The 12,059-nt window shown below is 47.0% G+C and carries 13 protein-coding genes and 1 tRNA gene; 9 read left to right on the plus strand and 5 right to left on the minus strand.

Features of this window, described 5'->3' with window-relative positions:
- Positions 1-83: 83 nt before the first annotated feature.
- Genes GJ688_RS02680 through GJ688_RS02690 form a run of 3 tightly spaced genes read left to right on the plus strand, consistent with a single transcriptional unit; the run spans position 84 to position 2,005 of the window.
- Entirely contained in the window at positions 84-311 is a 228-nt protein-coding gene (locus tag GJ688_RS02680; protein ID WP_155475006.1) for a hypothetical protein, read from the plus strand.
- 6 nt (positions 312-317) lie between these two features.
- Positions 318-1,271: an ATP-grasp domain-containing protein gene (locus GJ688_RS02685; protein WP_155475007.1), complete on the plus strand. Its 954-nt coding sequence runs from the start codon at positions 318-320 to the stop codon at positions 1,269-1,271.
- The gene (locus GJ688_RS02690) at positions 1,268-2,005 is read left to right on the plus strand and encodes a hypothetical protein (protein WP_155475008.1); all 738 of its coding nucleotides are present in this window, start codon (positions 1,268-1,270) and stop codon (positions 2,003-2,005) included. Before GJ688_RS02685 ends, GJ688_RS02690 begins: the two co-directional genes overlap by 4 nt.
- A 257-nt stretch (positions 2,006-2,262) precedes the next feature.
- On the opposite strand, the gene GJ688_RS02695 is transcribed toward GJ688_RS02690, so the two are convergent.
- Both GJ688_RS02695 and GJ688_RS02700 read right to left on the minus strand, forming a co-directional pair.
- Positions 2,263-3,111 (minus strand): lipid II flippase Amj family protein, encoded by an 849-nt coding sequence (locus GJ688_RS02695; protein WP_155475009.1) that lies wholly within the window; start codon positions 3,109-3,111, stop codon positions 2,263-2,265.
- A gap of 273 nt (positions 3,112-3,384) precedes the next feature.
- Positions 3,385-3,461 (minus strand) — tRNA-Pro (locus GJ688_RS02700).
- Between the two features lie 381 nt (positions 3,462-3,842).
- On the opposite strand from GJ688_RS02700, the gene GJ688_RS02705 reads away from it, so the two are divergent.
- Together GJ688_RS02705 and GJ688_RS02710 are read left to right on the plus strand one after the other, a co-directional pair.
- Positions 3,843-4,244, plus strand: coding sequence for a phage tail fiber protein (locus tag GJ688_RS02705; protein WP_155475010.1), 402 nt, complete (start codon positions 3,843-3,845; stop codon positions 4,242-4,244).
- A gap of 10 nt (positions 4,245-4,254) precedes the next feature.
- Positions 4,255-4,707, plus strand: a complete 453-nt coding sequence (locus GJ688_RS02710) for a GNAT family N-acetyltransferase (RefSeq protein WP_170291599.1) — start codon at positions 4,255-4,257, stop codon at positions 4,705-4,707.
- A 35-nt stretch (positions 4,708-4,742) separates the two neighbouring features.
- Here the strand turns inward: GJ688_RS02710 and GJ688_RS02715 are convergent, their stop codons facing one another.
- Complete coding sequence (locus GJ688_RS02715; protein ID WP_207708737.1) at positions 4,743-6,044, minus strand: uracil-xanthine permease family protein; 1,302 nt, start codon at positions 6,042-6,044, stop codon at positions 4,743-4,745.
- Between the two features lie 138 nt (positions 6,045-6,182).
- Between GJ688_RS02715 and GJ688_RS02720 the strand changes: the two genes are divergently transcribed.
- Positions 6,183-6,806 carry a GNAT family N-acetyltransferase gene (locus tag GJ688_RS02720; protein WP_155475011.1) on the plus strand — a complete coding sequence of 208 codons (624 nt, stop codon included), beginning with the start codon at positions 6,183-6,185 and terminating at the stop codon, positions 6,804-6,806.
- Between the two features lie 89 nt (positions 6,807-6,895).
- Positions 6,896-8,587 (plus strand): single-stranded-DNA-specific exonuclease RecJ, encoded by a 1,692-nt coding sequence (gene recJ / locus GJ688_RS02725; RefSeq protein ID WP_155475012.1) that lies wholly within the window; start codon positions 6,896-6,898, stop codon positions 8,585-8,587.
- Positions 8,588-8,592: 5 nt separating this feature from the next.
- On the opposite strand, the gene GJ688_RS02730 is transcribed toward recJ, so the two are convergent.
- On the minus strand, positions 8,593-9,816 hold the full coding sequence (locus tag GJ688_RS02730; RefSeq protein ID WP_207708738.1) for a DNA polymerase IV: 1,224 nt from the start codon (positions 9,814-9,816) through the stop codon (positions 8,593-8,595).
- A 216-nt stretch (positions 9,817-10,032) separates the two neighbouring features.
- Complete coding sequence (locus GJ688_RS02735) at positions 10,033-10,185, minus strand: hypothetical protein (RefSeq protein WP_155475013.1); 153 nt, start codon at positions 10,183-10,185, stop codon at positions 10,033-10,035.
- A 171-nt stretch (positions 10,186-10,356) separates the two neighbouring features.
- Here GJ688_RS02735 and GJ688_RS02740 point away from each other — a divergent pair, with 171 nt between their 5' ends.
- Complete coding sequence (locus GJ688_RS02740; RefSeq protein ID WP_155475014.1) at positions 10,357-10,548, plus strand: hypothetical protein; 192 nt, start codon at positions 10,357-10,359, stop codon at positions 10,546-10,548.
- A 107-nt stretch (positions 10,549-10,655) separates the two neighbouring features.
- Complete coding sequence (locus GJ688_RS02745; RefSeq protein WP_155475015.1) at positions 10,656-12,035, plus strand: LCP family protein; 1,380 nt, start codon at positions 10,656-10,658, stop codon at positions 12,033-12,035.
- The last annotated feature ends 24 nt before the right edge of the window (positions 12,036-12,059 follow it).

Here is a 12,059-nt window from a genome sequence, read left to right on the forward strand (position 1 = left end):
ATATTTTTACTTGGTAAGGAAGGATTTCTTGACTATGACTAGAAATATAATCCAACCATAATTTTTTGAAAGGGTGTTTTTTTATGAGTGTAGCTCGTAATCATCTTTTGTTAGATAAGGCATTTAAGTTTCACGAAAAAAAAGGAGCCCGTGATCCTCAAGGTTGCACTTATGATTTTTCTAAAGGAGCTTGGATGAAAGAAGAAAATGGACTGTTAATCACCCTAGTGCGTTCCCAAGATCCAAACAAGCCTATTGCGGGTACTAAAAAAGCTGATGTTGAAACTGGAGAAGATCAAAAAGGAGAGTAAGCTTTCTTGGGCAACATAAAACCAAATATTTTAATTGTTTCCAACAGATATGATTTCGCGTCAGATTACATCACAACGGCTTTGTTAGAAAAGGAAGTTTCGTTTTTACGAATAAATAAGGAAGACTTGCCTTTTGTTAACGTTTCTATGGACCCCGTTCGTAATAGCATTATTGTAGAAAATAAAAATGATGTATACGAAGTGTCCTCAAATAACCTTAAGTCAATATATTTCCGTGGACCTACATTTTTGAGAGAAAAGGGAATTACCCTATCTGCTGATGAACAATTATCACGATCTCAGTGGCAAGCATTCATTAGAGCACTTATGATTTTTAACGAAAGTAAGTGGGTAAATAATCCAAAGGCAACATACTATGCCGAAACTAAGCCAGTGCAATTATCTTTAGCTAACCAAATAGGTTTTTCAGTACCGAAAACAATAATATCTAACTCGTCTAAACTAATTGAAAAGTTGGAAGTCACTACCGATAACTATGTTGTTAAAAGCTTAGATGCGGTACTGTTAGATTTAGGAGAAAGACAAGCATTTGTATATACTAATATTATTCACAAAGAGGAATTACTAGATGCTGAACTATCATCGGCCCCCGTTATAATACAAGAATTACTTGAACCTAAGGTGGATTTAAGAGTAACTATCGTTGAGAATGAAGTATTTGCAGTAGAAATATTAGAAGAACAAAAGGGAATTAGGGGTGACTGGAGATTAAGAAAAAATCAGGTAAAGTATATACCAGTAACATTGCCACCAGAAGTCGAGCAAAAGTGTATCAATTTAGTAAACAGATTGGGACTAGTATTTGGTGCGATAGATTTAGTAAGAGTTAATAACTGTTATTACTTTATAGAAATAAACCCAACCGGGGAATGGGCTTGGTTAATTGATCAGGCTGAACAACGTATTGATTTAGCGATAACTAGGTGCCTTATCGAATGACTTTAACTGATAAAGTATGCTCACTCTTTTTAAGTCAAAAAGTAGCATATTTAATAATGCCTAGTTTTAGAGCTTTTTGCCTCAATAGAAATGTAAAAAAAGGAATAGATAAATTAGCAAAGGAAAAAGATGAGTACTTTTATTTAGAAAAAGTTAAATTGGATCGTTTAGAAAAATTATATTCTAAAGAACAAGAACGAAGAAAAACAATTGAAGATAAAGCAAAAGTAAATGTTACTGGAATAACTTTAGCATTGACGTTGTTGTCTAGTTCGATCACCTTTTTGAATGGAACTAAAACCTCAAACATAAAACTTGAACACGGTGTTACTGAAGATATACTATTACTATTGTTTTTATCGACTTTTATTTATCTATTTCTAGGTGCATTAGATGCAATAAAAGCATTACAGCTTGGGTTGGTTTATGATATATACTTAAGTGATGAAATAAAAATGGCGTCTAAGGGTTCGTATTTAAGATGCTTAGAGCTATCCAAGTCTATTCATTTTAATTACAAGTATAATACTATAAAAGAAAACTTTGTGACGTCAAGCTATGATAACATAAAGAATGCTATCATAGCATTATTGTTATTAGTCTTACTTGGCAGTATTATGTATGTAATAAATGGTAATAATGAAAAAATACAAGATAAATACAAGATGTTGATTGCTAATAATAGCCTAATATCAATAAATATTTCTCCTTGCATTTATCGGAATATAAACTGAATTCATAACTATTGACTATCTTTTTAAGCATGGTACTGGACTTACCAGACTTATAACCGAAAAAAAACTAAGCACGCAAAAAAGCCAGGACGTTCATCCTGGCCTTAACTATTCCCTCAATCTTTAACTCTTCCAAACCCCCGTAGGCGTCACTGTAGGCGTCAAATCCTAACTGTAACGACTGCCTAACGTTACAAACCCCCAGAGCTAACTCATGGTCGGGGCGACAGGATTCGAACCTGCGGCCAAACATTTATTTAGATTATATGAGTAACCCACTGAATGATTTTTGCGGATGGCAACAATAACACTTGTGCAAACAATGTGCCGGTGATCCGGCTAAAAGCCATGTACATGACTAACGACTTTACTTCGTCTTCGGATCTTTTTCCACTAATTGCCTCGTCGGTATAAATCGCTGTTACTGGATCGATTAACGTAGCAAGTAAGATAGTTGCCATTCCGTTTATTACTGCCGCCAAATATCCCGCGGTTTGGCGATATTCAGGTGCGAGCACCCCAGCGTACAAAGCGGATAAAACACCTGTCGAAAATATCGCTGTGACAATAATATTAAGGATGAGCGTTTTAGTGGGTATTGTACGTTCTTCTCTCATACGGGCTATGACTTCCAAGTTAGGGAGTTGTACGTTGTTGACCAAGTGCTTAAATCTTCGAAAAGAGAGAGTGGCTAGTAATAACCTTGGAACAGATCCTGCTTTTTCAAGTAACAGAATGCTGTTTGAAAAAATTCTCGTAAAACTGGGAATCAACAGCGTACCACAAATTGTCCCTACTGTCGCCCCTAGGAGAATATATCTTAGTTGTGTATCTACCGATTCTACAAAAACAGAGTATGCATCGGGACTATTAGAACTGATATTTGGAAGCAACGAACTGGCTGCCTCAATTCCTTTAGCCATTAATGGTGCCTGAATAGTATTAGCCGTACTCGCTAAAAGAAATAATACACTAAACAATGAATAGGCCATCGATACCCGCCTTGTACGGACACCAGCCAGTCTTACAGAATAGTTAAACGTTTGAAACATATGGATGAACGCAGTTAGTAAAAAAACTATCGTTAGTCGAAACTCCGTAAGCATAACAATCTTCCTTTTATGTTCGTAGTGGCTAGTCAAACTTGTTTATTCCAGTAATATTATAACTCTAAAGACATAATATTTTCTATTTCATCAAAACAGAAAATCTCATAAATCGGAAATAGAAGGAATATCTATATCCGGTTGAAGTAAAAAGGCCCAGGACATCTCATCCTGGACCTAAACTATACCAACTTCAAACCACCGTAGGCGTCACGTTAGGCGTCAAATCATAACCATAGCCACTGTCAGACTTTATAAACCCCGGATAAACCATGGTCGGGGCGACAGGATTCGAACCTGCGGCCTCTTGGTCCCGAACCAAGCACGCTACCAAACTGCGCCACGCCCCGAACACAAAGGTTATTCTACACAAATACGTAACGGAAGTCAAGCTGAGGATAACTGTTGACCGAAGATAGAATCTGTTTTAGACAGCCTAACAAACCTCCATTTTACTTCCTTCGAGATGCAACAGGTTTGGCGTTTATCCATGCCAAACCTGGCTCAGGCGGACGCCTGCAGGGGTCAAGATTACCGAGAGAATCGCCCAGCTTTGCGGTTTGCTTGTAGGGATCGACCTGTGCAGCCTTAGCCACCATCACGATTGGATGGGAGCCGGCTACTTGGTGCTCAAAATCCTGGAATTGTGGCGGAAGCTTTTCGTTTGGAGAAAGAAATGTCAACTTCCCTCCCGATATGGTATGATAACCGGGAAAAGAGGAGGGAGTACATTGACCCAACATCCGGAATGTTACGTCGCTCTATTTACTGCTGACCCAGTTAAAGTGGAGACCTATACTGATACATACGAAATGGATATCACTGTGGAAGTGTCTGGCCAAGGCTATCAGCGCCAGCCGGTTAAGTTTGAGTTTACCCAAACCGGTGACGGATTCATGGCTCGAAATCTGGATTCTATTCTCTTTCCAGAAGCCTTGACCGACTGGGGCGTCGTCACCCATATGTCCGTCCTGTTTGAAGAAGATCGAGGATTTTGTACCCCTTTGACCCAGGGATTGGAGATTATCGCCGGTGATACCATAGAAATACGCCCCGGAGAGCTGGCATTACTCATTCCCCAGCATACCTGCAAGCATTGCCAACAGAAGGCCTCCCAAGCTAATCAAGAGTGAGGAGTGTCTAGTGGATATAATAGAAGTCACCCTTGTCGATGAACTAAAGGAATGCCTGGCCATCCGCAAAGACGTCTTTATCCTGGAACAAGCCGTCCCAGAAGAATTGGAAGTGGACGATCACGATCGCTCTCCCTCGTCCTGTAAACACCTCTTGATCCGCTTGGACGGGAAAGGTGTCGCCACGGGCCGGCTCTGCCGTTATGACGAGGAAACGGCGAAGTTACAGCGCATAGCCGTTAGGAAGGAACACCGAGGTAAAGGGATGGGAGCGATCATCGTCCAAGCTTTGGAGGAGAACGCTCGACGGGAGGGATACCGCCGGACCCTCCTCGATGCCCAATTACATGCACAAGCTTTTTATGGGAAATTGGGCTACGAAAAAGTGTCCTCTGAGCCCTTCTTAGACGCTGGTATATGGCACGTTCGTATGATGAAGGTCTTGCCTTCTCCAAAGAAATAAAATAAAAGAAAAAGCGGGCTGACCCACTAAGCGGGTCAGCCCCTTTCTAAATCCTCCGTTCGAAAAATGATGTGCTCCAAAATGATCACCGCCAGCACACCGATGACAAAACCGTTGCCCAAAATAGGCCGGACCAAAGCTGGGAAACTGGCTGTGACTGCAGGCGGTAAAAAAGAAACGACTGTCGCCAACATCATCGGCAGGCCTACGATATAACCGTTGTCCATGCTCAAGGGGTCTGTCGACTCGAAGACGATCCTCAATCCCGTCGCTACTTGGGAACACATGATATATAGAAGCAAAGTGCCGATCACAACCGGTGGGATGTTGCCGAGGTATTGAATCAGCTTCGGCGAAAAAGCAATGACGAAGAGGAAAACACCTGCCGGTACGAGTGTGAATCGGGAGGCACAGCTTGTCGAGGCGATGACACCGGGGCTTAGAGAAAAGTTGACTGGACCGATAATGCCTAAAAAACCCGAAAGTAAATTCACCAAACCGGTCACCTTTACACCTCGGGAAATGCGCACCGGCATCCTGTCGGCCAGAACCATCTTGCCAACCGATTGTATAGACCCCAGATCGTTGATCACCAAGGCAACGTAACATAGCAGCATAGATACAATCAAAGCTGGTTCCAGCGAAACATGAAAGGTCACATCGCGAAAGAAAGAAGCCAAGAAGGGTACTTGTGCAGACTCGGAAGGGCCTTGAGGAAACAACAGGTAATAAGTCAAAGATCCGCCGAGCATCGCCCAGATAATGAGCGTCGATTTCCAGAGCCCGGACAGCCTTTGACTCAGAGCCACCACAACCAGCAAAAGCAGCAAAGAAAACAGCAGATGTTGAAGGGGAGAGCCTTCGGCTTCAGGGGCAATGACGAGGTTCATAATGGTGGGGATAAGTGTAAAGGCGATGAGCAACAAGATAACCGCTACGACCCGTGGCGTAAATAGATTCTTTAGATAGGTAAACCAGCCGGTTGCACTGAATATAGTCAGCAGAAATCCACAGACCATCATCGATGAATAGATGGCATCCATGGGACTTCCTGCGTTCGTTATAATGCCTACAAGTAAAATCGCTGCGGGCCCAGTGACCAGTGGTAGTCGATGTCCCCAATAGACCTGAATGAGGAGCATCACTGCAGTGATAAAAAACAACTTTTGCAGATAGGTGATTTGGGCCATAGGATCGGTAAAATGGATTCGGGCAACAATCTTTCCCAGAATGATGATCAGCGGCACCGTAATGGCTAACCACTGAAGGCCATAGATCAGGTTTTGCCAACGGGGAGGACGATCTTCTAATCCATAGCGGTACGATGGTACATTCAATAAGGTCATCTCCAAATCAATTACTTCATGACCGAACATGACTTTTTTATTATACCTTACCTGGGACAAGGATTAAATTACCTGATCATCTGTCCTGTTTAGTTAAATGATTATCCATGTGGAAAAGGGGGAGCGTTAATGGGGATCACTGTACGTACCTACACACTCAATGACTTTGAGGGAATGCTCGATCTGCAGCGGGAAGCCTTTCCGCCGCCATTTCCAGAGGAGTTATGGTGGAAGCGAGAGCAAATCGCCGCCCATGTAGACACATTTCCCGAAGGAGCCATGGTGGCTGAACAGGATGGAAAAATCGTCGGATCGGCTACGTCTTTGCTGATCCGCCATGAAGGCAAACCTCATACCTGGGCAGAAGTCGCTGACGACGGATACATCCGCGGCAGTCATGATCCCTATGGGGACAGCCTCTACGGCATTGACGTCTGTGTTCGTCCCGCCTACCGGGGCCGCGGCGTGGCCCGCGCCCTTTACGAAGCCCGCAAGGAACTGGTCATCCGCCGTGGCCTGAAACGTTTTTTAGCCGGCTGCCGGATCCCGAACTTCCACAAGCATGCCCGTCGAATGTCCTGTGAGGAATATGTTCAGCAGGTGGTGAAGGGGGATATCACTGATTTGGTGCTCACCTTTATGATACGGCAAGGCTTGCGCCCCTTACAGGTGTTAGATGATTACTTAGACGATGAAGAATCGCTGAACAAAGCAGTGTTAGTGGAGTGGGCGAATCCACACCTTCATGATTGAAGCAGGAAAACCTTCGAGAAAAAGAGAATTTTGTAAGCTTATTCTGCAGCCTAAAATCGAAGTAGTTGTATTTACACGGAGGTGACCCCATGCGCTGGGTCTTTCCCAAGCAGCAATCGATGCCCCCTTATCCAGGACTTTCTCCTTTTCAGTCGGCCTTGTTGTGGCGACGGGGTATCAAACCGGATGATGCGGAGGCCTTCATCCGCTCGTCCATTGACGATATGCACGACTCCCTTCTATTAAAAGACGCCGGAAAAGCAGCGCAGCTGATCCGCCAGGCGATCGATAATCAAACGCCTGTTACCGTATATGGCGATTACGATTGTGACGGTGTCACCGGGACCGCCTTGATGGTGGAAAGCTTACGCAAACTCGGCGCTCAGGTGGACTGGTATATCAACAGCCGCTTTGTCGACGGTTTTGGCATGCACCCAAATGGCGTAGAGGAGATCGCCCGGCGGGGAGGGCACCCTCGGCTCATCGTTTCCGTCGATAACGGCATTTCCGCTGTCACAGCGGTCCAGCGGGCAAAAGAGCTCGGCATGCAAGTCGTTGTTACCGATCACCATGAGCCGGGAAGCGAACTTCCTCCGGCTGACGCCATCGTCAATCCCCGGCAAGCCGATTGTCCCTATCCCTATAAAAGTCTCGCCGGCGTCGGTGTCGCCTTTAAGGTGTTGCAAATCTTGTTCAACGAGGCCGGCTGCCCTCGTGAGTTGCTCCGCTCCCTTGATCTGGTCGCTATCGGCACCGTCGCTGATGTCATGCCGGTGACTGGAGAAAACCGGATATTCGTAAAAAACGGGCTGAAGCTGATCAACTGGGGAGAGCGGGCTCGGACGGGCTTGCGGGCTATTAAGGAAGTGGCCGCTTTACACCGGGAAGTCAATGCACACTATCACTTGGGCTTTATCTTCGGCCCGATGCTCAATGCGACGGGTCGGCTTGACGGCGTCCCGGCGACGGCGGTAGACCTGCTGCTCACCCGGGACTATGCACAAGCCCGGGCATTGGCTATGGAGTTAAAGGATGTAAATCAACAGCGGCAGGAAATGACTCGCCGGCAGACAGACAAGGCAACTCGGCTGGTCAATCAGCGGGATTCTTTTCTCGTCGTCTACGATCCGGAATTTCACGAAGGCATCGTGGGCTTAATCGCCTCACGGCTCAAGGAGGAGTATTATCGACCTGTGCTCGTCCTCACCGATAGCGAGGATGCAGGCATATTGAAAGGTTCTGTCCGAAGCGTGAAAGGCTTTTCGGTTAAGGAGCACCTGATCGACGACTGTGCCGACTTGCTGACGAAAGGCGGTGGGCATGAGATGGCAGCCGGCTGTTCATTGCCTCGGGAAAACCTGCCCCTATTGAGGGAGCGCTTAAACCGAGCCGCTGGCAGTGTTTCTCCGGAACTGTTCACACCCCTTCTGGAGATCGATTACCTCCTGCGACCGGAAGATTTAGATATGGTGCTGATTGAAGAGATTGAGCAATTCGCCCCTTATGGCGTTGGATGTCCCCGGCCCAACATCTTGCTGGCCCCCTTTTGGCCTGAACAGGTGCGGTTTATGGGCCGGGAAGGGAATCACTTGCGCTTGAGTGGGGGTGGAGTTCAAGTGATCGGCTTCAACCAAGCCGAAGAATACCGCCAGGCTGGCATTGATGGTCCCTTGGCGATTTTAGGCCTTCCTGAAATCAATGACTACGACGGTGCGATTCAGTTTCGCATGCGCGATGATGGTTGGCAGGCTTATGGGGATGTTTTCGCTGCGAATCAGTGAGCCCTTCACATATAATGACCGCCGATCTTTTCAGCTCGGTCCCGGGCCAGCCCTGCTGCGGTTAAGGAAGAGCCGCGCAGGATGGCCGATGTTCCAAAGGACTCTCGGATCCGGTCGATGACCCGGCTGGCTCGGTCTTCCCGGTCCATATCGCGAAACAGCTCCTGTTGAAGCGGGCCGTCTTCTTTGAGTTCGGAAATGTCTACGGTAAGACTGCGTACAGGCCGGCCGTCCCAATGCTGCCGAAAAAGGGTTTGCACTTTCTCATAAACTTGAGCCGATAAATTGGACGGCGTCGGCATCGTCGTCTGCCGGTAAAATCCACGGGTCAAATCATAGGCCCGCACCCCGACGGAAACAGTCCGGCCTGCTTTGTTCAGCCGCCGCGTCCTCCGGCAGACTTCATCGGTCAATTCCAGCAGGACCAGTTCAATATCGGAACTGTGGTGATAATCCCGAGGAAGAGTCACCGAATGGCCGATGCTTTTCGGTTCTTCCAGGGTTCGCTGAATAATCGGTGAACCATCGATTCCCCAGGCGAGATCATGATAAATGTCACCACGGATGCCAAAGCGCTTGATGAGGTAATGGACCGGATAGTAGGCTAAATCGCCGATAGTGATTAAGCCCATGTTGCGAAAATGGCGCTCCATGCGGGAACCAACCATGAACATTTTTCGGAGCGGCAGGGGGTGAAGTTTCGTTTCGATATCATCGGACGTCCAAAGCGCCACGCCAGAGGGGCTTTTCTTTGCTTCCACGTCGCAAGCCATTTTGGACAAGAACTTGTTCTGGCCGATACCGACAGAGCAGGGGACCTTCACCTCGTCCCAGACTCGTTGCCGAAATCGCCGGGCTGCTTCTACGGCGTCTCCCCAAATGTGTTCCGTGCCCCGCACATCGATAAAGAGTTCATCGACGCTGTAGGGCTCGACAAGGGGGGAGATAGTCCGGGCGATTTGCTGGATCTGCCAGGAAACTTCCATATAAAGACTCATACGAGGGCGGACACATATCGCCTCGGGACAGACAGCCCGGGCTTCCCCTACGGTCATGGCCGTCTTCACGCCGTAGGCTTTGGCTTCCCGGGAAGCGGCCAGAATAATCCCGTGCCGCCGTTCCGGATCACCGCAGACGAGCACCGCTTTTCCTTTCAGAGAGGGATTATGGGCTACCTCCACGCTAGCATAGAAAGAATTCATGTCTGCCAGCAGAACTGTAGGTTTCACAGCTCACTCACACCCATCGTCTCCTCTGTGTACAACTTCACCTTAGAACATATATTCTTAGAACGTCAGTTTCATTATACGAACATTCGTTGGCTTTGTCATGGAAATTTGTTCGATTTTCGATTGCTAAATTATGGTGCATGGGAAAAATAAAAAGGGCGCCGTAAAGGCGCCCGAAAAATCGGAAATTATGAACCTATTGGAAACAGGCTTGTCCTATGCGGGAAGGTAGACGTAATCTTCGTGGTACCGCGGAAAGATGAGCTCTTTACCAGTGAGGCGGCCATCGTTTGCGACAACGAGGACTTTATCCTCCAAGTATTGAAGCACGGTCCAGGTCGTTTCGGTCCAGGGGATGAAAATTCGCATGGGAATCCTCCTTCTAGCTACACATGATGTCAAAGTGTTCCCAGTGGCAACCTGTACATCTATTGTACAAGCTTAGTGTAACACTGATAAAAGCATATGTAAATGATATGATTGGAAGTATTCCTATGAATCGGATATAATGGCTGTAATGGAGGAAGGGAGGAGACGCTGATGTCTCTCTGTGACAAGTGTAACGAATGCCGCCGTGACAAACAGGACGAACTGGAGCGGTTTCGTGAAAAATTCGTCGAGGGCGGTGTCGTCGAAAAGTCGCCTGAATGTAAAGAATGCGACAATGTAGAAGGAGAAAACCTGGAGCGTTGCTTGATTTGCGGCGCACCGATTGACAAAAAGAAACAGTAAAAATCTGAAGGAGGCGGCAGCCTCCTTCATTTATTATTGATTTTCTTGCCATGCCAGGGGTAAGGAATTATAATGGCATGGAATCCTAAGGGCAAGGAGGGTGATGCATGAAAAAACCTACAAATCCCCGATTGACGCTTGGTTTGGGTTTATTTTTGTTGTTTATGTTGACGGCAGGGGTCTCATACGGATTATTTAGCTTACAATCTTCCGAGAATAACGGGGTTACCTCCGACGGCCCGCTGACACAGGCCGAATTAAAAAAGCGCATGAATGTGTTGCTGTTGGCCATCGATAAACGACCCGGTGAGAATACCGGCCGGACCGATACCATGATCCTGGCCAGCATCGACCGTCAGGATAAAAAAGTCTTCCTTTTATCGATCCCACGGGATACACGCGTAAAAATTGACGGGCACGGCTTGGACAAGATCAACTCGGCCCACATGTACGGCGGTGTTCCCTTGGCGGAGAAGACCGTAGAAGACTTGTTGGGCATCCCGGTCGATTACTACGTGAAAACCGATTTTGACGGTTTTCGCGAAATCGTCGAAACGCTCGGCGGTGTAGAAATTGACGTTGAAAAAAACATGTATCATAATGAAGGAGATTCCGAGGATTTAATTAATTTAAAAAAGGGCGTACAGACATTAAACGGCAAAGAAGCCTTGCAGTACGTTCGTTTTCGTTCGGACGAGCTCGGCGATATCAGCCGTACTCAACGGCAGCAAAAGTTTCTACAAGCCTTGGCCAAATCGGCCCTGCAAATGAATACGGTGTGGAAACTGCCAGCTTTGGTGCCGCAACTATCTAAAGTGGTGGAAACCGATCTCGGAGTCGGCGATATGGTTTCTTTGGCCATGATGGCCAAAGACTGGAAGTCTGAGAACATCATCGCGCACACCTTGCCAGGCAACTTTATGACCTTAAACGGGATCAGTTACTGGTATGTTGACCCTTCGAAAGCTAAGCAGGCGGCCCTAGACTTTATGCGCGGCATCATTACGACGAAAGTGATCGATGAAGGGACCGTCGTCTTAGAGGAAAAACCGCGGGTCAAATCGGATGACAGCGAAAAAGCTGACGATAAGAAAGCGGATGAGAAGGCCGACCCATCGACTGCCTCTGACGGCAAAAAGACGACTGGCGAAGGCTCGCTCAAGCCGGGAACGTCCAACGGAAAGACGGACAGTCTCAACGGAAAGGCATCTCCTGAAAACCCGCTGAATCCGAAGAATCCGAAAGCGCCTTCCAGTAACCAATCTACTACGGGGAATCATTCAACAGGTTCTGTCACGAATCCCCAAAACAATAGCTCTGGCTATCCCGATATCAACATACCCTCTACCGGAACTCCTTCCACAAATAATCCTGCTGCTGGTAATTCCGTTGAGCCGACTAACCCCTCCACGGCGGCGCCCAACCGTGTCATCCCTGGTGCTCCCCCCGTTCCGTCAGGCGTTCAGTCTCCTGACAGCGGATTGTAAATGAATAATGACTTCAAGGAGGCT

It is taken from the genome of Heliobacterium mobile, assembly GCF_009720735.1.
Taxonomy (GTDB): domain Bacteria; phylum Bacillota; class Desulfitobacteriia; order Heliobacteriales; family Heliobacteriaceae; genus Heliobacterium; species Heliobacterium mobile.

Coding starts and splice junctions, on each gene's coding strand:
- GJ688_RS02680 (WP_155475006.1), top strand. CDS start 84: ATGAGTGTAGCTCGTAATCATCTTTTGTTAGATAAGGCATTTAAGTTT.
- GJ688_RS02690 (WP_155475008.1), top strand. CDS start 1,268: ATGACTTTAACTGATAAAGTATGCTCACTCTTTTTAAGTCAAAAAGTA.
- GJ688_RS02695 (WP_155475009.1), bottom strand. CDS start 3,111: ATGCTTACGGAGTTTCGACTAACGATAGTTTTTTTACTAACTGCGTTC.
- GJ688_RS02720 (WP_155475011.1), top strand. CDS start 6,183: ATGGGGATCACTGTACGTACCTACACACTCAATGACTTTGAGGGAATG.
- recJ (WP_155475012.1), top strand. CDS start 6,896: ATGCGCTGGGTCTTTCCCAAGCAGCAATCGATGCCCCCTTATCCAGGA.
- GJ688_RS02735 (WP_155475013.1), bottom strand. CDS start 10,185: ATGCGAATTTTCATCCCCTGGACCGAAACGACCTGGACCGTGCTTCAA.
- GJ688_RS02740 (WP_155475014.1), top strand. CDS start 10,357: ATGTCTCTCTGTGACAAGTGTAACGAATGCCGCCGTGACAAACAGGAC.
- GJ688_RS02745 (WP_155475015.1), top strand. CDS start 10,656: ATGAAAAAACCTACAAATCCCCGATTGACGCTTGGTTTGGGTTTATTT.